The sequence below is a fragment of the Catellatospora tritici genome (genome assembly GCF_019083965.1).
In the GTDB taxonomy this organism is placed as follows: Bacteria; Actinomycetota; Actinomycetes; order Mycobacteriales; family Micromonosporaceae; genus Catellatospora; species Catellatospora tritici.
The window spans coordinates 156,545-178,144 of the sequence record NZ_JAHRCY010000007.1; the positions used below are offsets into that span (position 1 = coordinate 156,545).

Below are 21,600 nucleotides of genomic sequence, written 5' to 3' on the forward strand. Positions count from 1 at the left end.
CCCGGGTCGGACGATCAGGCGGCCGTCGCCTGGACCTGCGGTGACGTACGCCCGGTCGCGGTCACGCCGCGTACGACCGGCATGACCAGCAGTATCCCGAGCAGCCCGAGCGCGCCCGCGCCGAGCACGACCCAGCGCGCGTCGATCAGGTCGAGCACGACCCCGCCGAGGAAGAACCCGGCCAAACCGCCGCCCTGCACCCTCGACTGCACCGCGGCGGCGGCCCGTCCCCGCGCCTCAGGCGGGACGCGGCGGCCGAGCAGGGTGCCCGCGATGACGTTCTGGCCGCCGTTGACCAGACCACCAGCCAGCCAGCACGGGATGATCCACAGCGCGGCGGTGACGGTGCCGCAGAGGAGCACGGCACCGCAGATGACGGCCAGCCCGAAGAAGATCCAGCGGACCAGGGCACCGTCGGCGGTGGCGGGACGGATCAGCCGGGCGAGCACCCAGGCACCGACGAGCATGCCGACGGTCCAGGCCGAGGTGACCACGCCGTACAGGACCGCGGAGGCGCCCAGGGTCTCGCGGACGAAGAAGACCTCGGCCACGTTGACCGCCGAGACCAGGCCGATGATCAGGGCCAGGCTCCACACCATCACCCAGTACATGCGGTCGTCGCGCAGCTGCCAGGTGACCGGCGCGGCCTTGGGCCGATCGGCGGCCGCAGGCTGGGCGGCGGTGCCGCCGCGGCGGGTGCGCAGCAGGACTCCGGCGAGCACCGTGAACGCGAAGGCCAGCGCGGAGACGCGCAGCGTCTGCTCGACCGCGACCGTGCCGACGAGCAGCCCGGCCAGCGACGGTCCGGCCATCATGCCGATGGATCCGGCGGTTTGCCCGATCGCGTTGGCGCGGGCCAGGTCCTCACGGGTGACCATCGCGGGCAGCAGGGCCGAGCGGGTGGGTTGGGCGATCGCGGTGGCGCAGGCCAGCGCGACGGCGCCCGCCACGATCCACTCGTACCGGCTGGCGTAGGCCAGCGCGAACGCAGCACCGACCTGACCGAGCCCCGCGACGATGAGCAGCAGACGGCTGTCCACCCGGTCGACGAGACGGCCGACCCAGCGGGCGAGCACCACCACGGGCAGCGTCTCGGCGACCACGAGCAGCGCCACCTGCAGACCGCTGCCGCCGCGCTCCTGCAGCGCTAGCACCAGGGTCGTCATCACCAGAAAGGTGCCCAGCGCGGCCATGAGCTGGGCGACCGAGGCGATGACCACGTCGGACCACCGGGATGTGAAAGACATGCTTCACAGTATGCTTTCACATCCCGATGGGGCAATAGAGATCCCTCAGTCGAGCGGCACCGCGCGCATCTGTAGCAGCGCGCGCCGCGATCCCTCCGGCGGGTCGTTCTGCCGGACGCTTCTCTTGTAGGGCTCCAGCATCTCCAGCATCTTCTTGGTGATCTCCTTGAGCTCGGCGGCGGTCACCATCAGCACCGTCTCGCTCATCAGCGCCGCGTCGTACCACTCCGGCGCCTCCTCGGCCGACCGCGCCACCCACTGCCGCACCCGCTCGTCGCCGCGCGCCAGGAAGACATCGGTCACCGCCCGCTCGGCCGCCTTGGCCTCGGAGTCGGCGCCCCCCTCCAGTTCTATGGAGTACCCGCGCATCCTGGTCCGCCAGACGCGTTCGCGCCCGTCACCCCGGCTCGGCGCGTCCTCGATGAGGCCCGCCTTCGCCAGGGCGCGCAGGTGGTAGCTGGTCGCACTCGGCGACAGACCCACCACTCCGGCGCACTCGGTGGCGGTCACATCCTCGACGCTGCCCGCCAGGTGCTCCATGATCGCGATTCGGGCGGGGTGCGCCAACGCGCGCATCACCGCGGGATCCGTGATCCTCAACTGTTCCCCAGAGCTCACCCGTAAAGAAAATCACGTGCGGTGGCCCGATGAGCAACTAGCACCGTCACCTCGTGGGCAATGCCCGACACCGGAGCCATCCGCTGCGGTCTCGACCTCGGCGCGGATGCTCCGGCGGTGGCGGTCCGGGTGCAGAAGGGATTCCGCTGAGACCGTGCTGACGCCCTACCCGGGTGCGCCTGGAAGGCCCGACCCCGGCTCGGCCCGGCAGCCACGGACGTCCGGCGAGCGTTCGCTCACCGGACCCGGGTCGCCACGGATCAGCCCTTATCGCCGACGGTCAGGGCTTCGGGTAGTGCGCGGGCGTGCAGCACCGTCAGCCGCGTCACGGCGCGGGTGAGCACGACGTACAGCCGGTGCAGCCCGCGCGGTTCCGCGTCCACGATGTCGGCTGGTTCGACGACGATGACATGGTCGTACTCCAAGCCCTTGGCCAGCATCGCCGGGACCATCGTGACGCGGTTGCTCTCCGGATCGTCGAGTTCGCTGGGCTCCACCCCGGCCGCGACGAGTGCGGCCCGCAACCCGTCGAGGTGCCGGTCGGCGGCGATGACCCCGACCGACCCGGGCAGCGCGCGCGTCGCGTCCAGTTCGGCGAGCACGGCCGCGGCCAGCTCGTCGACGCCGCGGATGACGAGGTCGCCGTCCTGGCGCAGCGACACCGCCGGGGGCACGTTGACCTCCAGCGCCGGCAGCAGCCGGTTGGCCAGCGCGACGACCGCCTCGGGCACGCGGAACCCGGTGGTCAGCGGCACCACCGGCGCGTCTGGCTTACCCAGGTGCCGCAACGAGTCCGCCCAGTCCGTCGCCGCCCACGGCGCCGTGCCCTGCGCGAGATCACCGAGCAGCGTGATCGACCCGTGGGTGGTGCGCCGCGCGATGGCCCGGCACTGCATCGGTGAAAGGTCCTGCGCCTCATCGATGATGATGTGGCTGAGGCTGGGCTCTCGTTCCAACAACCCAGCGGCCTCGTCGAGCAGGACCATGTCAGCGCTGCTCCATTTGGCACTCTTGACGGTCCGGGCGGGCTTACGCCAGAGCAGCGCCTGCTGCTCGTCCTCGGTCAGCAGGCCCTCGGCGGCACCGGCCAGCGCCACCGGGTCGCTGAGTAGCTCGAAGACCAGCGACTCGGGCGTCACGGCCGGCCAGCACGCGTCGAGGAACTCGACCACCGGCTTGGTCTTGCCCATCCGCCGCTGCCACGACTCGCCCGGTGACTCGCCCGAGCGCGTCTCGGCCTGGCGCTGCAGGAGCCCGACCACGCGGGCACGTACGCGCTCACGGCCCAGCAGATAGGTGGGGTTCTCCCGGCGCGTGTCGTCGACCAGCCGCGACAGCACCCCCGGGTCGATCCGCCACCGGTATGCGCCGTCGGAGACCTGGATCGGGACCTCGGCCCGAGCCAGTCGCGACCAGAGCGCCTGGTGCAGCACGGCCGCCATCCGCGGGTCGTGCTTGACGGTCTCGGTCTCGACCGGGTCGACTGCCGAGACGGGCACCCGGCCGATGAGCGCTTCCAGCGTGGACTGCTTCACCTCCAGCTCGCCGAGGGCGGGCAGCACGGCGGCGATGTAACTGAGGAACGCCTGGTTCGGCCCGACGATCAGCACGCCGGTGCGCCGCAGCCGCTCGCGGTGCAGGTAGAGCAGGTACGCGGCCCGGTGCAGGCCAACCGCCGTCTTTCCGGTTCCCGGTGCCCCCTGCACGCAGATCGAGACGTCGAGGTCGGCGCGGACCAGCTCGTCCTGCTCGGGCTGGATGGTGGCGACGATGTCACGCATCGGCCCGACACGCGGGCGCTCGATCTCCTCGATGAGAATCCTGCTGGAGGTGCCGAGTTCCTCGCCCCGGGCCAGGTGCTCGTCCTCGAAGCTGGTCAGGTCGCCGGCGGCGAACCCGAACCGGCGGCGGGTCCGCACACCCTGTGGGTCGCGGGCGCTCGCCTGGTAGAAGGCCCGGCTGACCGGGGCTCGCCAGTCCAGCACCAGGGGCTCGCCGAGCTGGTCGGCGACGTGCCGACGCCCGACATGGAACCGGCCGGTCAGCGGCTCGTCCCCGGGCACGGGTGCGGCGTCGAGGTCGAGACGGCCGAAGAACAGCGGGGTACGGGGATCGTCGGCAAGCTCGGCCACCCGCCGGGCCAGCGCGATGCCAAGGGTCTCCGCGGCGAAGGGGTCACCGGCGACCAGCGAGCCGCTGGCGTACATCGCCTCGGCGTGCAGGCGCATCGCGTGCAGGGCGGCCCGCGACGTGATCATGTGGGTTCGTTCGGCTTCGAGTTCGGTGTCGAGATCGACAAGCATGACGGCGGTACCTCCGGGTCGCTGTGTGACCTGGCCGCCCGGCTCACCCGTAGTCCCGGGTACCGGCTGTGCCTCGGCGCGGCGTCAGCGCGCACGAACCGCCCAGCCTAGCCCGTCAAGCCCCATCCATCGACGCATTTTCGCCGCCGGCAGCCCCGCCTTCGCGCACCTCCCGCCAGGCGGGACGTGCAGTTTCGGGGAAACTGCACGAATCTTGGCCCGCATTCCAGCACTTTCCCCGAAACTGCACCCACGCCCCGCGGGCCCGCCCCACGCCCCGCGGGCCCGCCCCGTGGCGGCGGCGTGTGGGCGGGGTGCGTTGCTGTCTAACGCTTTCGCGGCGAGTGGTGGTGGGGCGTGGTGCCGACCGGGGCGGGCGTGCTGCCATGAGGGCATGGCGTGGACGGGCAAGACGACCGTGAGTCGGCGGCTGGTGCTGGGCGCGGCGGGCACGGCGGCGTTGGGCGCGCTGGCGGCCTGCGACGACGACCCGCCGAAGGCGACCGACCGGGTAGGCGTGCCGCCGCTCGACCCGCAGGACTGGGCGAGCGTACGCACCCAGTTCGCGCTCGACCCCGCCGTCGCCCACTTCGACGCGTTCGTCTTCGCCAGCCCGCCCGCGACCGTTCGCGCCGCGATCGACAACCACCGCACCCAGCTCGACCGCGACCCGCTGACCTACCTGCACGCCAACGAGGTCGCCCGCGACGCCCAGATCACCCAGGAAGCGGCCCGATACCTGGGCGCCCACGGCGAGCTGTACCTCACCGACTCCACCACGATGGGCCTGGGCCTGCTCTACGGCGGCCTGACGCTGGCCCCCGGCGACGAGGTGCTCACCACCGAGCACGACTTCTACTCCACCCACGAGTCGCTGCGGCTGCGCGCCGCCCGCGACGGCGTGACCGTGCGCCGCGTCCGCCTCTATCAGGATCCGGCGGCGGCGGGCGTCGACGAGATGGTCGGTGCCCTGATCGCCGGGGTCACGCCGAAGACCCGGATCGTCGCGGTGACCTGGGTGCACTCCAGCACCGGCGTACGCCTGCCGATCCGCGAGATCGCCACCGCGCTGGGCGAGGTCAACCGGAACCGCTCACCACGGGAGAAGGCGCTGCTGTGCGTCGACGGGGTACACGGCTTCGGCGCGGTCGACGCGGGCCCGACCCAGCTGGGCTGCGACTTTCTCGTCTCCGGCGGCCACAAGTGGCTGTTCGGACCGCGCGGGACCGGCCTGGTCTGGGGCACCGAGGCCGCCTGGCAGCGATTCCAGCCGATCATTCCGCCGTTCGACAACGCCAGCATCGGCGCCTGGCTCGGCTTCGGGCCGGGCCCGGCGGGAGGCGTGCCCCCGTCCCCCGGCGGCTACCACGCGTTCGAGCACCGCTGGGCGCTGCGCGAGGCGTTCGCGTTCCACCACGCGCTGGGCCGCGACCGGGTCGCCGCCCGCACCGCGCAGTTGGCCGACCAGCTCAAGGCGGGACTGGCGGAGATCTCGGGGGTACGGCTGGTCACGCCGCTATCCCCGCGTGTCTCGGCCGGGCTGGTGTGCTGCGAGATCGCCGGAACCGCCCCGGACGCGGCGGTCAAAGCGCTGCGCGAGCGCGGCATCGCCGCCAGCGCCACCCCGTACAACCCGTCCTACCTGCGGCTGGGCACCAGCATCGTGACCAGCGTCGAGGAGGTCGACCGGGCGGTGGCGGCCGTGCGCGCGCTCAGCTGAGGCGCACCGGCACCACGATCGGCCCGAACTCGCCCGCGATGACGCGCACCCGCGCGCGGTAGTGGCGGGCCAGCAGCTCCTCGGTGAGCACCTGCGCGGGCGGGCCGTCGGCGGCGACCCGGCCGTCGGCGAGCAGCACCAGCCGGTCGGCGTACTCCCCGGCCACGGACAGGTCGTGCATGGTGGCCAGCACGGTCAGCGAGTGTTCGCGGCGCAGCCGGTCCACCAGCTCCAGCACCTCCTGCTGGTGCCCGATGTCCAGGGCCGAGGTCGGCTCGTCGAGCAGCAGCAGTGGCGCGTCCTGGGCGAGCGCGCGGGCCAGGAAGACCCGCTGCCGCTCGCCGCCGGACAGCGTGGCCAGTGGGCGCCCGGCGAACCGGTGCAGGTCGAGCTGGTGCAGCGTCTGCTCCACCTTGGCCAGGTCACGGGCGGACTCGCGCCCGAGGGTCGGAATGTACGGGGTGCGGCCGAGCAGCACGTAGTCGAGCACCCGCATGCCGGGCGGGACCACGGGCTGCTGGGCGACGGTGGCGACGAGTTGGGCGCGGCGGCGGCGCGGCAGGGCGGCGGTGCTCATCCCGTCGACGGTCACCGAACCGGTGTGCGGCACCGTCCCGCTCAGCGCCTTGAGCAGCGTGGACTTGCCCGCGCCGTTGGGTCCGATCACGGTCACCCACTCGCCCGCGGCGATGCTGAGGTCCACCCCGTGCAGGATCTCGGTGTCCCCGAGGGTGACCCGGACGCCGTCGATGACCAGCATCTACAGGCTCACCTGCCGGGTGGTGCGCAGCACCAGCACGAAGAACGGCGCCCCGAAGAACGCGGTGACCACGCCGATCGGCAGCTCACCGGGGGCGATCAGGGTGCGCGCGGCCAGGTCGCACAGGGTCAGGAAGGCGGCGCCGAAGAGCAGGGACAGGGGCAGGATCGACCGGTACGAGCCACCGGCGAGCAGCCGTACCACGTGCGGAATGATGATGCCGACGAACCCGATCAGCCCCGAGACGGCGACCGCGGCGGCGGTGCCCAGCGAGGCGGCGGCCAGCAGGATCAGGCGCGAGCGCTGCGGGTGCAGGCCAAGCCCGGCCGCCTCGTCGTCGCCGACGCTGAGCACGTCCAGCTCGCGCCGCAGGGCGAGCACGACCACGGCGGTCAGCACCGCGTACGGCAGCAGCAGCCGCACCTCGTGCCACCCGTCGGTGGCCAGCCGCCCGAGCAGCCACGAGTACACCTCGCGGATGGTGTCCACGTTGCGCTGCAGCAGGTAGGTCTGGATCGCGGCGAGGAAGCTCGACACGGCGACCCCGGCCAGGATCAGCGTTGCCGACGACCGGTCCCGGCCACCGGCCATGCCGAGCAGATACGTCACGATCACCGACCCGGCCGCGCCGAGGAAGGCGGCCGGGGCGAGCAGGGCGCGGTTGTCGAAGGCGATGGCCATGGTGGCGCCCAACCCCGCTCCGGCGGCCACGCCGAGCAGATAGGGGTCGGCCAGCGGGTTGCGGAAGACGCCCTGGTAGCAGCCGCCGGCCAGGGCCAGCATCGCTCCGACGAGCAGTCCGAGCACGGCGCGGGGCAGCCGGATCTCGGTGATGATGGCGATCTCGCGGGGGTTGAGGCCGGAGTTCAGCCGTACCCCCGGAATGAGGTTGAGCAGCTCGACGGCGACCGACCCGGGCGGCAGCGACACCGGCCCGAACGCCACAGCCGCCACCAGCGCGACGACCACCGCGGCGATTCCGCCAGCCAGCCACCCCGCCCGCAGTCCCGCCGCTCGCACGCTCACCTCAAATCAGTCTGTCGTCGATCATGAACTTATGGCGGGGACACGCCGTCGAGCCGTGCCATAAGTTCATGATCGACGCGCGGAGAAGGGTCAGGCGGCCGGGATGGTGCTGGTCGCCTGGGTGATGGCGCGGATCAGGTCGACTACGCGGGGGCCCCAGCGGGAGGCGATGTCGTCGTCGAGGGCGACGACCTGGTTCTTGGTGACGGCGGTGATGGACTGCCAGCCGGCGCGGGCCTTGACCGAGTCGGCGTTCTGGGCGCAGCACTTGGTGTCGGCCAGGAAGATCAGGTCGGGGTTCGCCTTGATCAGGGACTCGGCCGTGAGCTGGGGGTAGCCGGTGTTCTTGGTGTCCGACGCGTCGGCGATGTTGGTCAGGCCGGCGAGGGTGAACAGGGAGCCGATGAAGGTCTTCGAGGTCACCGAGTACAGCGTCGGGTCGAGCTCGTAGTAGTAGGTCAGCGGCTTGCCGCGCTGGGGCAGGTCCTTGACCAGCTTGGCGATGTCGTCCTTCATCTGCTTGGCCAGCGCGGCGGCCTGGTCGGCGTGGCCGGTCAGCTTGCCCAGGTCGTTGATCTGGGCGTACGAGTCGTCCAGGGTCACCGCGGCCGGGGCCAGGAACACCGGGATCTTCAGGGTGGTGAGCTGGGCGACCACGTTGTTGGCGTCCCCGCTGAGTACGACCAGGTCGGGGTTCTTGGCCGCGATCGCCTCGGCGTTGGGCTGGAAGCCGGACAGGTCGGTCTTCGGCGCGTCAGCCGGGAAGGTCGACTGGTCGTCGACAGCGGTGACCTGGCCACCCGCGCCGATGGCGAACAGCATCTCGGTCGCGGTCGGCGACAACGAGACGATCTTCACCGGCTGGGCCGGGAGCGTGACCGAACCGACCGTCACCGGGTACGCGGCGGCGGCGCTGGACGGGCTGGGGGTGGCGGCCGGGTCCTCGGTGGCGCAGGCGGCGAGCGCGGCCACGAGGCCGGTCGCGGCGAGCGCGCCGAGCAGGCGGCGGCTGAATCGGGGCTGGAACACGGTGATCCTCCTGTCGGTCGAGGTAGGTCTTCGCCGACAGGGCAGGATCGGAAGGGGCGCCCGGTCTGCGAGACGCCCTTCCTCGAGAGCGTTGTTCGCGACCGTTCGCAGGCGACCTGGCTTGCCCGTCCCCTCTTGGGACGGGATCACAGTTGCGGGACAGCGCCGGGTTCGCACCGGCTTCGCTGCGGAGCGGTCAGCGACACGCTAGTACATGCCGCCGTCCGCACCGCAATCGTGAAGTCACGAGTGTGACTTCTCCGGCTCCGCGTCGACGTCGACGTCGTCCCCGGCGAGCGCCGCGCGCAGGTGCTCCTTCTGCTCGCGGCGGCGGTCCACCGCGCTCTCGACCTGCGCGCTCACCTCGTCGCGCAGGTTGCGCAGCAGGAACCAGCCCGCGGCCGCCGAGACGACGATGGCGATCATCAACTTGACCAGCACGCTGATGCCGGGCACGAACCACATCGCCGCGAAGACGGCGACGAACAGGCCCAACCTGGCCAGCGTGTACTTGACTGCAGGACTCACCGGACCAGGGTATCGGCTAGTCAGCGATTCACGAACGCAAGCCCCACGTGCCACACCACGGCGTAGACCACAGTCGCGACCAGCGCACCCAGGGCACCGGAGATCAGCGCGGGCAGCCCGGCCGCGAAGCTCGCGGCCAGCAGGCCCAGGCCGATCCCCGCCACGACGGCGAGCACCGCGGTGGGCAGGCGACCCGACCACTCCCGGGCGGCCCGGAACTGCTCCACGAAGATCATCGCGGGGAACACGGCGGCCAGCCAGCCGTTGAGCGAACCGAAGCGGCCCAGCCCCAGCAGGGCGAAGACCCCGTCGAAGACGGCCATCGCCGCCACCGACAGCACGACGCCGACCACCGTGTACGCGAGCAAGTCCGTCAACGCGACGATCCGTCCCGACTCGTCCCGCTTGGGACCCCGGGCCGCCGATTCGGTCACGCCGCTCAGGCCCAGACCTGCTGCGGTTCGGAACGGCGCTCGGCCAGGCTCTGCGGCGGGCCGTACTCACGCACGACCTGGTAGCGGGTGTCCCGCTCGACCGGGGTGAAGCCCGCGTCCCAGATCAGGTGCAGCAGATCGTCGCGGTGCATGGTGTTCGGCGTGCCGTACGAGTCGGCGTCGTGGGTGATCTTGTACTCCACCACCGAGCCGTCCAGGTCGTCGACGCCGAAGTTCAGCGACAGCTGGGCCACCGACAGGCCGTGCATCACCCAGAAGCACTTGACGTGGTCGAAGTTGTCCAGCATCAGGCGCGACACCGCGAAGGTCTTCAGCGACTCGGCCGGGGACGCCATCGTGGTGCGGGCCTGGATCCGGTTGCGGACCTTGCCGTCGGCGCTGTCGTGGAAGTCGTGCTGGTAGCGCAGCGGGATGAAAACGGTGAAGCCGCCGGTCTCGTCCTGCAGCTCACGCAGGCGCAGCACGTGGTCGACGCGGTGACGCGGCTCCTCGATGTGGCCGTACAGCATCGTCGAGGGGGTGCGCAGGCCCTTGCTGTGCGCCAGCCGGTGGATGCGCGACCAGTCCTCCCAGTGGCAGGCGTGGTCGACGATGTGCTGCCGGACCTCCCAGTCGAAGATCTCGGCGCCGCCGCCGGTCAGCGACTCCAGGCCCGCCTCCATCAGCTCGTCGAGGATCTCGCCGGCGTCCAGGCCGGAGATCTTCTCGAACCACTGCACCTCGGTCGCGGTGAACGCCTTGAGCTTGACGTTCGGCAGCGCCTGCTTCAGCTCCTTGAGCACGCGCGGGTAGTAGCGCCACGGCAGGGTCGGGTGCAGGCCGTTGACGATGTGCAGCTCGGTCAGCTGCTCGTCCTTCATCTCCAGCGCCTTGGCCACGGCCTGCTCGACGCGCATGGTGTACGCGTCCTTCTCGCCCGGCTTGCGCTGGAACGAGCAGTACGCGCAGCTGGCCGAGCAGACGTTCGTCAGGTTCAGGTGCCGGTTGACGTTGAACATCACCCGGTCGCCGTTCTTCTCCGTCCGGACGTGGTGGGCCAACCGCCCCAGCCAGGCGAGATCATCACTCGCGTACAGGGCCTCGCCGTCCTCGCGCGTCAGGCGCTCTCCGGCATAGACCTTCTGCTCCAGCTCACGCTTCAAACCCACGTCCATGGCAGCCAGCGTACGACGCCCGTTCGCGGCCCCCTACCGTGCCCTGTCGCGACGCCATCACGACACCGGACCGACGCCTGGTCGACACCGGACAGGGTCGACAGTGAAGGCCTTTTCAGGTAGGAACTTCTAGGGACCAACGGGGAGGATGGGGCCTGCGATGTCGAACCGTCGTCGTGTGACAGGACGTCACGGTCAGGCTGCGCTGGGTTCGGCGATGTTGAGCGCGCTCATCGCCGGCGGCGTGGCACTGCCCGCCGGGGCCGAACCGCCGGTCGGCGCGAAGATCACCTCGGTGCCCGACATCGGTGCCCGACCCTCCTACGACACCCCGCCGATGCTGCCCGCCGGGCGGCTCAGCATGCCCGTGGCGCTGCCCACCACCCCCAAGGACGCCCTCAACGCGCAGTACTACGCGGCGGACCTGGAGCTGTCGGTGCTGCACGCGCGCCGCAGCGAACTGCAGCAGCAGTACACCAACGCCATGGTGGCCAAGGCGATCGCCGACTACGCCTGGCGCAACGCCGCCGACCGGCTGCGCGAGGCCAAGCAGGCCGCCGAGAAGGCCGCGGTCTCGGCCTACCAGCACTCGGCCCACCAGGCGGAGCTCGACCGCTCGCTGAACCAGTGGGGCGAGCTGAACAAGCTGCTGCCCCGCACCGCCGACGCCCCGCCCGCCGCCGAGGCCGCGCTGCGCGACCTGGCCCGCGTGCAACTGGAGGAGCGGCAGGCGTTCGGGGTGCTCGCCGCCGCGACCGACACCGAGCACCGGATCACCACCGAACTGACCGCCCTGGTCAAGGAGTGCGAGCGCAAGGAAGCCGCGTTCCTCGAACTCAAGCGCCGCCTCGCCGAGCTGCAGTCCGAAGAGGACCGTCGCCGCGAGCTGGAGGAGCAGAACCTCGGCGCGAACTACGACGCCGGGCAGAGCAACGCCGGTCTGGTCGCCGCGCCCAAGGCCCGCCAGGCGGTCATGCACGCGCTGGCCCAGCGCGGCAAGCCGTACGTCTGGGGCAACGAGGGCCCGAACTCGTACGACTGCTCCGGCCTGGTCTGGGCGTCGTACCGGTCGGCGGGCATCACGCTCAACCGGGTCGCCCGCGACCAGTACTACGGCACCCGCCAGAAGACCGTCAGCAAGTACGCGCTGCTCCCCGGCGACCTGCTGTTCTTCGCCACCGACCCGAGCGACTGGCGCACCATCCACCACGTCGGCATGTACCTGGGCAACGGACGCATGGTGCACGCGCGGACCACCGGCGATGTGGTGAAGATCGCACCGGTGAACCTCTACAGTGTCGACTTCGCGACCCGCGTGGTCGACGCGCTGCCGGCCCCGAGCGTCCCGACGCCGTCTGCCTCGGCCAGCCCGAGCCCGTCGGCGAGCGCCAGCCCGAGCCCCTCGGCCTCGGCCTCGCCGAGCCCGTCCAGCAGCACAAGCCCCAGCCCCAGCGCCAGTCCGAGCGCCAGCTCGAGCCCGTCGCCGGCGCCCGCGGCCTCGCCGTCGCCCGAACCGCCCGCGTCGCCGAGCCCGGTCGCGGAGAGCATCCCGCCCGCCACGGAACCGCAGTAACGAACCGGAACAACCGGGCATCCGGCGTGACTCTGGATACACCGGTGGGGTAATGATGGGCGGTCCGCTTCGGGGAACCCGTACACTCAATGGGTTGATCTGGGCGCGCTCACCGCGCCCTTGAGCGTTCCTGCGGGTGACTTGCAGCGGCACTAGGCCGCGCGGCGCGGGGATGCGCCACCCGAGAGGTATCACGCTTTGACTCAGCACGACCCTGCCCTGTTCCCGTCCGTGTTCGACATCAAGATCGAGGGCACCGACTCCGTCGAGCAGCCCGTGGCCGACACCGAGACCGCCGCGCGCAGCTTCGCCGAGCTCGGCCTGCCGCGCGCACTGGTGCGCGAACTCGATCGCGCCGGCATCACCCGCCCGTTCGAGATCCAGGCCGCCACCCTGCCCGACGCCCTCGCCGGGCGTGACGTGCTGGGCCGCGGCCAGACTGGCTCGGGCAAGACCCTCGCGTTCGGACTTCCGCTGCTGGCCCGCCTCGCGCAGGGCAAGCCCGCCCGTCCGCACCACCCCAAGGCCCTGATCATGGTGCCCACGCGCGAACTGGCGATGCAGGTCGCCGACGCGCTGCGCCCGCTGGCCAAGGCGATGGAGCTGTACCTGGGCACCGCCGTCGGCGGCGTGCCGTACGACCGGCAGATCATCGGCCTGCAGCGCGGCCTCGACCTGCTGGTGGCCACCCCCGGCCGACTCGGCGACCTGATCGAGCGGGGCGCCTGCGCCCTGGACGACATCGAGATCACCGTGCTGGACGAGGCCGACCAGATGGCCGACATGGGCTTCCTGCCCGAGGTCACCGAGCTGATGAGCAAGTGCCCGGCCGAGGGCCAGCGCCTGCTGTTCTCGGCCACTCTGGACGGTGACGTGGACACGCTGGTCAAGCGGTTCATGAACGACCCGATCACGCACTCCACCGCGCCGACGACCGCCTCGGTGTCCACCATGGACCACCTGATGCTGCTGATCGCGCCGCAGGAGAAGTTCAAGGTCACGGCCGCGCTGGCCAACCGTCGTGGCCGGACCATCATGTTCGCGCGTACCCAGATGGGCGTCGACCGGCTGGTCGAGCAGCTGCGCGAGGTCGGCGTACGCGCGGGCGGTCTGCACGGCGGCAAGACCCAGCGGGTGCGCACCCGGACCCTGGCCGAGTTCAAGGAAGGCCGGATGAGCGTCCTGGTCGCCACGGACGTCGCCGCGCGCGGCATCCACGTCGACGGCGTCTCGCTGGTCGTGCACGTGGACCCGCCCAAGGACCCCAAGGACTACCTGCACCGGGCCGGTCGCACCGCCCGCGCGGGCGAGTCCGGCGCGGTGGCCACGCTGGTGCTGCCCAAGCAGCGCCGGTCGACCCTGGCCATGATGGAGAAGGCGGGCGTCGACAAGCCCGCCGAGCACCGGCTGCGGTACAACGACGAGAAGCTGGTCGAGCTGACCGGGGCGCAGGAGCCCTCCGGCAAGCCGGTCGTCGACGAGCCCGAGCCGCGCTTCGGCCGTGGTGGGCCGCGCCGCGACGGCGGCCGCGACTTCCGCGGCGGCGACCGGGGCGGCTTCCGCGGCGGTGACCGTGGGGGCGAGCGCAGCTTCGGCGGCGACCGAGGCGGCTTCCGCGGCGGCGATCGCAACTCCAGTGGCGGCGACCGTGGCTACCGCGGTGGCGAGCGCAGCTTCGGCGGCGACCGGGGCGGTTTCCGCGGCGGCGACCGCAACTTCAGCGGTGGCGAGCGCAGCTTCGGCGGCGACCGAGGCGGCTTCCGGGGCGAGCGCAGCGACCGTGGCCCGCGTCAGTTCACCGAGCGGCGCCCGGCTTCCGCACAGCCCACCGCCTGATCACACAGCTACGCCGACAGCGGCGCGGGTCGACCGACCCGCGCCGCTGTCGCGTCTGCGGGCCCCTTCGGTCGCGGGTTGGTCAGCCCTGCCAGTCGCCGGTGGTCAGGAAGTGGCGCACGATGCCCAGCGGCGACGCGAGCTGCAGGCCCTGCTCGGCCAGCCAGTGGTCGTCGTAGTACGTGTTGGCGTAGCGCTCGCCACCATCGCACAGCAGCGTCACCACCGAGCCGGTCTCGCCCTGCGCCAGCATCTTCGCGATGAGGCCGAACGCGCCCCAGAGGTTCGTGCCGGTCGAGCCGCCCACCCGGCGGCCCAGCAGCTCGGAGGCGACCCGCATCGCGGCCAGCGAACCCGCGTCGGGCACCCGGACCATCCGGTCCACGACCGCGGGCTGGAACGACGGCTCCACCCGGGGACGGCCGATGCCCTCGATCCGCGAGCCCTTGCCGGTCACCACCGACCAGTCGGCTGTCTCGTACGCCGGGTAGAACGCGGAGTTCTCCGGGTCCACCACGCAGACCTTGGTGCAGTGGCGCTGGTAGCGCACGTACCGGCCGATGGTGGCCGAGGTGCCGCCGGTGCCCGCGCCGACCACGATCCAGTTGGGCACCGGGTGCCGCTCCAGCGACATCTGCTGGAAGATCGACTCGGCGATGTTGTTGTTGCCACGCCAGTCGGTGGCCCGCTCCGCGTACGTGAACTGGTCCATGAAGTGTCCGCCGCGGTCCTCGGCCAGCCAGCGCGCCTCCACGACCACCTGGGACGGGTCGGCCACCAGGTGGCACTCGCCGCCCTGGAACTCGATCAGCTCGCACTTCTCCTTGCTGGTCGTGGCGGGCATCACCGCCACGAACGGCAGGCCCAGCATCCGCGCGAAGTACGCCTCCGAGATCGCCGTCGAGCCCGAGGACGCCTCGACGATGGTGGTGCCGGAGCGGATCCAGCCGTTGCTCAGGGCGTACAGGAACAGCGAGCGGGCCAGGCGGTGCTTGAGCGAGCCGGTGGGGTGCACCGACTCGTCCTTCAGGTACAGGTCGATGCCCCAGGACACGGGCAGCGGAAACGGGAGCAGGTGCGTGTCGGCGCTGCGGTTGGCGTCGGCGACCACTCTCGTGATCGCCTCGGTCACCCAGGCGCGGTCGTCGTCACAACACCGGTCAAGCTGCTCCATGCTCGGACCGTAGCAGCGCGGGCGTGTCCCCAGCCAGCAGCCGGGTCAGGTGAGGGGGCGGGGACGGCCTTCCCACGTGGTGGAGAGGGCGATGGTGGTGCGGGTGCGGGCCACGCCCCGGGTGCGCTGGAGCTTCACGATCAGGTGCTCCAGCTCGGTGATCGTGCCGACCCGGGCCTTCACCAGGTACGACTCCTCGCCGGCCATGAAGTAGCAGGACTCCAACTCGGGGAACTCGCGCAGCGCCTCGCGCAGGTCCTCGCTGTCGGCGCCCGAGTCGGCCACGATGCCGACCAGCGCGGTGACGCCGAGCTCGATCGAGCTGGGCTCGACGTCGGCGTGGTACCCGCGGATCACCCCGGACGCCTCCAGCTTGCCGACGCGGTCATGCACCGCGGGTGCGGACAGGCCCACCTGTCGCGCCAGTTCGGCGTACGAGAGGCGGGCGTTGCCGCGTAGCAGGTCGAGCAGGTTGCGGTCGATGGCGTCCACACAGAGCACCTTAGAGGCAGTTTCTTCCAGAGTGGGCACGGAGGTGCCGATCTTCGGGCAATATACGAATGAGGTTCGCAACGTAGTAAGCGAACCCCCCAAAAGGTGCATACGACCATTTTGGGGACACCATCTGACGATGGTGCTCTAATTGGGCGTACGGCCCAGCGGAGACGGCCCGGGGTGACCCGTATCGGCTCCGTCGACGCGAGGAGGTGGGCGTGGACACGGGAGACCGCCTGTTGACACCTGGCGAGGTGGCCGCGCTGTTCCGGGTCGACCCAAAGACGGTGACCAGATGGGCAGCGGCCGGACGCATCGGCAGCATCCGCACACCCGGCGGGCACCGCCGGTTCCGCGAGTCGGAGGTGCGGGCCCTGCTCGAGGGCGAAGGCGAGTTCGAAGACGAAGAAGTCCCGCCGTCGCCCGCACCATCCGGGCAGGCCGCGCCGGGCAGCAACGGGACCGCTCGGCCGACCGCGGGCCGGCCGACATACTGACCCGTCCCGTCCAACCCGGACAGTACTTTCCGGACAGGGGAGGACAGGACATCCCTCAGAGTCGTAACCTCATCACGCGGCGCTGACCCGGCGCCTACCACGGGCCACCGTACGGCGTGGCCCGTGCCGGACCTGAGGATACGAGTCGCCGCATGCCAACCAACCGGCGCGCCGCCCAGCTACTCGCCGCCACCTGCACGGCCTTGGAAGACGCCGTCACGCGGCACATGCCCGCCGGGCCGTACCGCGACTTCACCGCCTGGGCGTACTCCACGGACAACCCCCGCCGCCACGAATACCTGCAGAGCTCCGGCGTCATCCAGCTCGTCACCATGACCACCGGGCTGCTCACCGGCCTGGTCGAGGAGGGCGACTGGCCGGTGCTGCTGCACTTCGCCGGGCTGATGAACGCCTACCAGGTCTTCGAGGTGGTCTCCGACAACCTGGCCATCGGCCTCGGCTCGCCCCGGCTCGACCCCGTCCAGCGGGAACGGCTCGACCTGGTCAGCTCGGTCAACCGGGCCATGCTCCAGTCGATCACACCGGCACACCGTACCCCCGCCATGCTTCTGCTCTCCGGGCCCGCGCGCGAAGCCGCGCGGCACGCCTCCGGCTTCGACCTGAGCCTGGCCCGCGCCAAGCACGCCGGTATGGCCGAGGAGTACGCGCGCCACCTCGCAGGCGTCGGCCGCACCGCACCCATGCTCGACGAACTCGAGTACGGCGTCTGGTCCGCGCTCATCGCCAACATCGAGAGCTGCCGCGACCTCATCGACGCGCTCGCCGGGACCGACACCGCCGCCCTGGTCCGGCAGGGACTGGCCGACCGCTACCGGGCCGCCGACCGGACCCTGCGCGCCACCCACCTGTCCCGCCTGGAACTGGCCGTGCTCGGCGAGCACAGCATCCTGGTCACCCCGACCCTCGCCTACGTGATCGGGGTGCTCTGCGAGGTGCTGGTCCCCGTGCCCGGCTACCTGCGGGCGCTGGCCGACGGCACCCTCGCCGACCTGTACGCCGACGCCGCCGTCCTGGTCCGGTTGCAGAACGACATCGGCTCGCGACTGCTGCGCCTGCCCGCGCTGCAACAGAACTCCCTGGTGCAGCGGCTGGCCGCCGGGTGCGCGCACGTCGGGGCGACCACGGCCGAGGACGCCCTCAACGTGCTGGCCACCGCGACCACCTCCACCAGCCCCGAACCCGACCCGCTGTTCACCCGGCTGCAGAAGGACATCGACAACGCCGAGAGCAACCTCGCGCTGTGGCACATGCGCCGGGCTGGCGACGCCGAGGGCGCGCTACGGGCGCTGGCGGACAGCCTCAGCTACTACGCCGGGCTGTACACCCAGCACAGCGCTCGCCTCGCCAGCGGCCTCGCCGAGCTGGACGAACGGCTCGGCGACCGCCGCGCGGGCACGATCGTGGACCGCTTCGTCCGCTTCCACGAACGCATGTACGCCCACCGCCACACCGACCCCATCGGCGAGTACGCGGTCTAGCCCGCCGCCTCCCCGGCCAGGATGCGCGGAACCCGCCGCAGGTAGCGCCAGCCCAGCAGGGACAGCACCGGGCTGAGCAGCGGTCCCAGCCACGACCACGGCCGCACCGCCGCCACCTCCGCGACCAGGCGGAACTCGGTGCGGTCGGGGGACAGGCTGGTCCATTCGTAGTGCGCGGTGTAGGGCAGCCGCCCCTGCCGCACCCGGATGCTCTGCCGCACCGGCGGCTCGTGCGCGGTCACCTCAAGCTGGATCCGGTCGCGCACGCCCAGCAGCACCGTGTCCAGCTCGTACACGGTGCCCACGCCACCGTCGCCGGACAGGCGCGCGGCCGAACGGACGCCACCCCACCACTTCGCGTCGTTGCGCAGGTCCGACAGGAAAGCGAAGACCTGCTCGACCGGGCGGTCGACCACGATCCGCATCGGCACCCGCAACGTCGCTGATCGATCGGCCATGGTCGAGGCTAGGCAGCCGAGCGACGCCTGGTCAACGGGGCGGCTAGTGTCGGTGCCATGTCCGCCGCCGCACAACCACGTACGCCCTGGATCGTGGGGGTGTCCGGGGCGTCCGGCACCCCGTACGCCGCGGCGGTGCTGCGGGCGCTGCTGACCGGCGGACACGCCGTCGACCTGGTGGTGTCCCGGGCGGCGCGGCTGACCATCCTCGACGAGACCGGGCACTCGCTGCGCGACGCGCACTGGCGCGAGGACCTCCAGCAGTGGCTGGAGCATCCGCTCGACGCCGCGGATCTGCGCTACTGGCCCGCCGGGGATCTCGCGGCGGGGCCGAGCAGCGGGTCGTACCGGGCCAAAGGCATGATCGTCGTACCGGCCTCGACGGCCGCCTGCGCGGGCATCGCGCTGGGCCTGTCCAAAGACCTGCTCCAGCGGGCCGCCGAGGTCAACCTCAAGGAGCGGCGGCCGGTCGTGGTGGTGCCGCGCGAGACCCCCGTGACCCGCAGCCACCTGCTGCACCTGGTCGAGCTGATCGACTCGGGCGCGGTGGTGCTGCCCGCCAGCCCCGGCTTCTACGGCATCGGCGCCAAGGCGGACGCGCAGCGGCTCATCGACTTCGTCGCGGGCAAGGCCCTCGATGCCGCGGGCATCGAGCACGACCTCCTCACCCGCTGGACCGGCCACCTCGGCACCCGCCCAACCTGACCGCGCCGCGCGTTCGGCGGGCGTTCGGCGGGCGTTCGGCGGGCGTTCGGCGGGCGTTCGGCGCGATGGTGCAGTTTCGGGGAAAGTGCAGGAATCGGGGCCAAGATTCGCGCAGTTTCCCCGAAACTGCTACCTGACCACGGCGCTCAAGCCACGATCAGGGCGAGCATCGCGAAGGCGAACAGGGCGATGCCGACGAAGCCGTTGGCGGTGAAGAAGGCCCGGTTGACCTTGGACAGGTCGGTCGGCGTCACGATGATGTGCTGATACGCGAAGGCGCCCGCCGTCAGCGCCAGCCCGATCCACCACGGCCAGCCCAGCCCGACCCACACGCCGAACAGCACGAACAGCACGAACGTCAGCACGTGCACGGCGGTGGAGATGCGCAACGCGTTGGCCACGCCGTAGCGGGCGGGCACGCTGCGGACCCCGATCTCCCGGTCCACCTCCGCGTCCTGGCACGCGTAGATCAGGTCGAAGCCGCCGATCCACAGACCGACCGCCAGGCCCAGCAGCCAGGCCGGGCCGGACCCGGTGAAGGTGCCGGTGACGGCGAGCCAGGCGCCGATCGGGCCGACCGCCTGCGCGAGCGCGAGGATCGCGTGCGGCCAGTCGGTGAAGCGCTTGCCGTACGGGTACAGCACCAGCGGCACCACCGCGAGCGGGGCGAGCAGCGCGCACAGCGGGTTCAGCGCCAGCGCGGCGCCCATGAACACGACCAGCGCCACGATCGCACCAGCCCACGCGGTCTTCACGCTCACCGCGCCGGTGACCAGTTCCCGCTTGGCGGTGCGCGGGTTGCGGGCGTCGATGTGCCGGTCGATGATCCGGTTCGCGGCCATGGCGAAGGTGCGCGCCCCGACCATAGCGACCGTGATCAGCAGCAGCGTGAGCCAGTCGACGTGCCCGAGCGTCCGGTCCATCGCGACGAACGCGGACAGGTACGCGAAGGGCAGCGCGAACACGGAGTGCTCGATCGCGACCAGCTTGAGGAAGGCCTTGACGTGGCCCCCGCTCGGTTTGTCGGCCAGGGCGGCGGTGGCGCTCACTTGAACCCGTACTCCTTCCAGCGCTTGTCGACCTTGGAGACGACCTCGGGGGACATCCGCATCTCCTCCGGCCAGCCGCGCGTGTAGCCCTCGGTGGGCAGTTTGCGGGTCGCGTCGACCCCGGCCTTGCCGCCCCAGAACTGCTGGTACGACGCGTGGTCGAGGTGGTCGACCGGGCCCTGGGTAAGCACCAGGTCGTGCGCGTAGTCGACGTTGCCGAAGGCGCGGAACGCCACCTCCTGCAGGTCGCGCGGGTCGCAGTCGTCGTCGACCACCACGATCAGCTTGGTGAGGCTGAGCAGGTGGGCGCCCCAGACGGCGCTCATCACCTTCTGCGCGTGCTTCGGGTACCGCTTGTTGATCGCCACGATGAGGCAGTTGTGGAACACGCCCGCCTCGGGCATGTGGTAATCGACGATGTCCGGCACCAGGATCTTGATCAGCGGCAGGAAGATCCGCTCGGTGGCGCGGCCGATCGGCCCGTCCTCCTGCGGCGGCTTGCTCGTGATGATCGAGTGGTAGATCGGGTCACGCCGCATGGTCATGCACTCGACGTGCAGCACCGGGAAGGGCTCGACCGGGGTGTAGAAGCCGGTGTGGTCGCCGAACGGGCCCTCGGGCAGGCGCTCGCCCGGCTCGACCCAGCCCTCCAGGATCACGTTGGCGTTCGCGGGCACCTGCAGCGGCACGGTCAGGCAGTCGACCAACTCGACCCGCTCACCCCGCAGGAACCCAGCGAACAGGTATTCGTCGATGTCACCGGGCAGCGGCGCGCTCGCCGAGTACGACACCACCGGGTCGCTGCCGAACGCGATCGCCACCGGCAGGCGCTCGCCGCGCCGCTCGGCCACCGCATGGTGCGCGGTGGAGTCCTTGTGGATCTGCCAGTGCATGCCCACGGTGTTGTGCGAGTGCTGCTGCAGCCGGTAGAGCCCCAGATTGCGCTTGCCGGTTTCCGGGTGCTTGGTATGGGTCAACCCGTAGTTGTGGTAGATCCCGCCGTCACCCGGCCACATCACCAGCCCCGGCAACAGGTTCAGGTCCACGTCGGCGCCCTTGAGCACGACCTCCTGGCACGGCGCGCTCTTCACCTTCTTCGGCGGCAGCGACTTGAGCTGCATCACCTTGCCCAGCCCGTCCATCATGCCGCTGAAACCGACCGGCAGCTCCGGCTTGACCAGCGCGCCGATCCGCGCCCCGATCTCGTCGAAGTCCGTCACCCCGAGCGCCATCGCCATCCGCCGGTCCGACCCGAAGATGTTGATCGCCAGCGGCATGGAGCCGCGCGTGGGCCGCTCGAACAGCAGCGCCGGACCCTTCGCGCGCACCGTACGGGTGACGATCTCGCTGATCTCCAGGGTGGGATCGACCGGGGTCTTGACCCGGTGCAGCTCCCCGGCGCGCTCCAGCGCGTCCAGGAAACCCTGCAGGTCGTCGAAGGGAAAGCGCGGTGCGGCCATGTCCGCCATCCTAG

20 protein-coding genes and 1 riboswitch are annotated in these 21,600 nt (G+C 71.3%); of the genes, 6 read left to right on the forward strand and 14 right to left on the reverse strand.

The genetic code is table 11. The features are described from left to right. Nucleotides 1-14: 14 nt before the first annotated feature. The 3 genes from KUA19_RS17755 to KUA19_RS17765 form a co-directional block, all read right to left on the reverse strand. Nucleotides 15-1,247, reverse strand: a complete 1,233-nt coding sequence (locus KUA19_RS17755) for an MFS transporter (protein WP_217397119.1) — start codon at nucleotides 1,245-1,247, stop codon at nucleotides 15-17. Between the two features lie 45 nt (nucleotides 1,248-1,292). Continuing rightward, nucleotides 1,293-1,823, reverse strand: coding sequence for an ArsR family transcriptional regulator (locus KUA19_RS17760; RefSeq protein ID WP_217397356.1), 531 nt, complete (start codon nucleotides 1,821-1,823; stop codon nucleotides 1,293-1,295). A gap of 302 nt (nucleotides 1,824-2,125) precedes the next feature. Further along, nucleotides 2,126-4,168, reverse strand: a complete 2,043-nt coding sequence (locus KUA19_RS17765; RefSeq protein WP_217397120.1) for a HelD family protein — start codon at nucleotides 4,166-4,168, stop codon at nucleotides 2,126-2,128. Nucleotides 4,169-4,562: 394 nt separating this feature from the next. Here KUA19_RS17765 and KUA19_RS17770 point away from each other — a divergent pair, with 394 nt between their 5' ends. Then, on the forward strand, nucleotides 4,563-5,888 hold the full coding sequence (locus KUA19_RS17770; RefSeq protein ID WP_217397121.1) for an aminotransferase class V-fold PLP-dependent enzyme: 1,326 nt from the start codon (nucleotides 4,563-4,565) through the stop codon (nucleotides 5,886-5,888). On the opposite strand, the gene KUA19_RS17775 is transcribed toward KUA19_RS17770, so the two are convergent. From KUA19_RS17775 to mqnE, 6 genes are all read right to left on the reverse strand, one after another. After that, nucleotides 5,881-6,648 (reverse strand): ABC transporter ATP-binding protein, encoded by a 768-nt coding sequence (locus tag KUA19_RS17775; RefSeq protein WP_217397122.1) that lies wholly within the window; start codon nucleotides 6,646-6,648, stop codon nucleotides 5,881-5,883. The genes KUA19_RS17770 and KUA19_RS17775 overlap by 8 nt on opposite strands. After that, nucleotides 6,649-7,674 (reverse strand): FecCD family ABC transporter permease, encoded by a 1,026-nt coding sequence (locus KUA19_RS17780; RefSeq protein WP_217397123.1) that lies wholly within the window; start codon nucleotides 7,672-7,674, stop codon nucleotides 6,649-6,651. Nucleotides 7,675-7,764: 90 nt separating this feature from the next. Next, nucleotides 7,765-8,703, reverse strand: a complete 939-nt coding sequence (locus tag KUA19_RS17785) for an ABC transporter substrate-binding protein (RefSeq protein WP_372451806.1) — start codon at nucleotides 8,701-8,703, stop codon at nucleotides 7,765-7,767. Nucleotides 8,704-8,792: 89 nt separating this feature from the next. Further along, nucleotides 8,793-8,916, reverse strand: a riboswitch (cobalamin riboswitch). Between the two features lie 30 nt (nucleotides 8,917-8,946). After that, nucleotides 8,947-9,231 (reverse strand): DUF4229 domain-containing protein, encoded by a 285-nt coding sequence (locus KUA19_RS17790; RefSeq protein WP_217397124.1) that lies wholly within the window; start codon nucleotides 9,229-9,231, stop codon nucleotides 8,947-8,949. A gap of 20 nt (nucleotides 9,232-9,251) precedes the next feature. Then, a complete protein-coding gene (locus KUA19_RS17795; protein WP_217397125.1) occupies nucleotides 9,252-9,608 on the reverse strand; it encodes a hypothetical protein in 357 nt (118 codons plus the stop codon). 62 nt (nucleotides 9,609-9,670) lie between these two features. Beyond that, a complete protein-coding gene (mqnE, locus tag KUA19_RS17800; protein WP_217397126.1) occupies nucleotides 9,671-10,840 on the reverse strand; it encodes an aminofutalosine synthase MqnE in 1,170 nt (389 codons plus the stop codon). Nucleotides 10,841-11,057: 217 nt separating this feature from the next. Between mqnE and KUA19_RS17805 the strand changes: the two genes are divergently transcribed. Together KUA19_RS17805 and KUA19_RS17810 are read left to right on the forward strand one after the other, a co-directional pair. Then, on the forward strand, nucleotides 11,058-12,413 hold the full coding sequence (locus tag KUA19_RS17805) for a C40 family peptidase (protein ID WP_217397127.1): 1,356 nt from the start codon (nucleotides 11,058-11,060) through the stop codon (nucleotides 12,411-12,413). Nucleotides 12,414-12,659: 246 nt separating this feature from the next. Further along, nucleotides 12,660-14,249 (forward strand): DEAD/DEAH box helicase, encoded by a 1,590-nt coding sequence (locus KUA19_RS17810; protein WP_308167512.1) that lies wholly within the window; start codon nucleotides 12,660-12,662, stop codon nucleotides 14,247-14,249. Between the two features lie 82 nt (nucleotides 14,250-14,331). Here the strand turns inward: KUA19_RS17810 and cds1 are convergent, their stop codons facing one another. Further along, nucleotides 14,332-15,423 (reverse strand): L-cysteine desulfhydrase Cds1, encoded by a 1,092-nt coding sequence (gene cds1 / locus KUA19_RS17815; RefSeq protein WP_217397128.1) that lies wholly within the window; start codon nucleotides 15,421-15,423, stop codon nucleotides 14,332-14,334. Nucleotides 15,424-15,468: 45 nt separating this feature from the next. After that, nucleotides 15,469-15,915: an Lrp/AsnC family transcriptional regulator gene (locus KUA19_RS17820; RefSeq protein ID WP_217397129.1), complete on the reverse strand. Its 447-nt coding sequence runs from the start codon at nucleotides 15,913-15,915 to the stop codon at nucleotides 15,469-15,471. A 221-nt stretch (nucleotides 15,916-16,136) separates the two neighbouring features. Here KUA19_RS17820 and KUA19_RS43970 point away from each other — a divergent pair, with 221 nt between their 5' ends. Together KUA19_RS43970 and KUA19_RS17830 are read left to right on the forward strand one after the other, a co-directional pair. Continuing rightward, entirely contained in the window at nucleotides 16,137-16,415 is a 279-nt protein-coding gene (locus KUA19_RS43970) for a BldC family transcriptional regulator (RefSeq protein ID WP_308167488.1), read from the forward strand. A gap of 152 nt (nucleotides 16,416-16,567) precedes the next feature. Beyond that, on the forward strand, nucleotides 16,568-17,914 hold the full coding sequence (locus KUA19_RS17830) for a hypothetical protein (protein ID WP_217397130.1): 1,347 nt from the start codon (nucleotides 16,568-16,570) through the stop codon (nucleotides 17,912-17,914). On the opposite strand, the gene KUA19_RS17835 is transcribed toward KUA19_RS17830, so the two are convergent. Then, the gene (locus tag KUA19_RS17835; RefSeq protein ID WP_217397131.1) at nucleotides 17,911-18,372 is read right to left on the reverse strand and encodes an SRPBCC family protein; all 462 of its coding nucleotides are present in this window, start codon (nucleotides 18,370-18,372) and stop codon (nucleotides 17,911-17,913) included. The genes KUA19_RS17830 and KUA19_RS17835 overlap by 4 nt on opposite strands. Before the next feature lie 57 nt (nucleotides 18,373-18,429). On the opposite strand from KUA19_RS17835, the gene KUA19_RS17840 reads away from it, so the two are divergent. Further along, entirely contained in the window at nucleotides 18,430-19,077 is a 648-nt protein-coding gene (locus tag KUA19_RS17840; protein WP_217397132.1) for a UbiX family flavin prenyltransferase, read from the forward strand. A 146-nt stretch (nucleotides 19,078-19,223) separates the two neighbouring features. Here the strand turns inward: KUA19_RS17840 and mqnP are convergent, their stop codons facing one another. Next, nucleotides 19,224-20,126: a menaquinone biosynthesis prenyltransferase MqnP gene (gene mqnP, locus KUA19_RS17845; RefSeq protein ID WP_217397133.1), complete on the reverse strand. Its 903-nt coding sequence runs from the start codon at nucleotides 20,124-20,126 to the stop codon at nucleotides 19,224-19,226. Beyond that, complete coding sequence (locus tag KUA19_RS17850) at nucleotides 20,123-21,586, reverse strand: menaquinone biosynthesis decarboxylase (RefSeq protein WP_217397134.1); 1,464 nt, start codon at nucleotides 21,584-21,586, stop codon at nucleotides 20,123-20,125. Before KUA19_RS17850 ends, mqnP begins: the two co-directional genes overlap by 4 nt. Nucleotides 21,587-21,600: the final 14 nt, after the last annotated feature.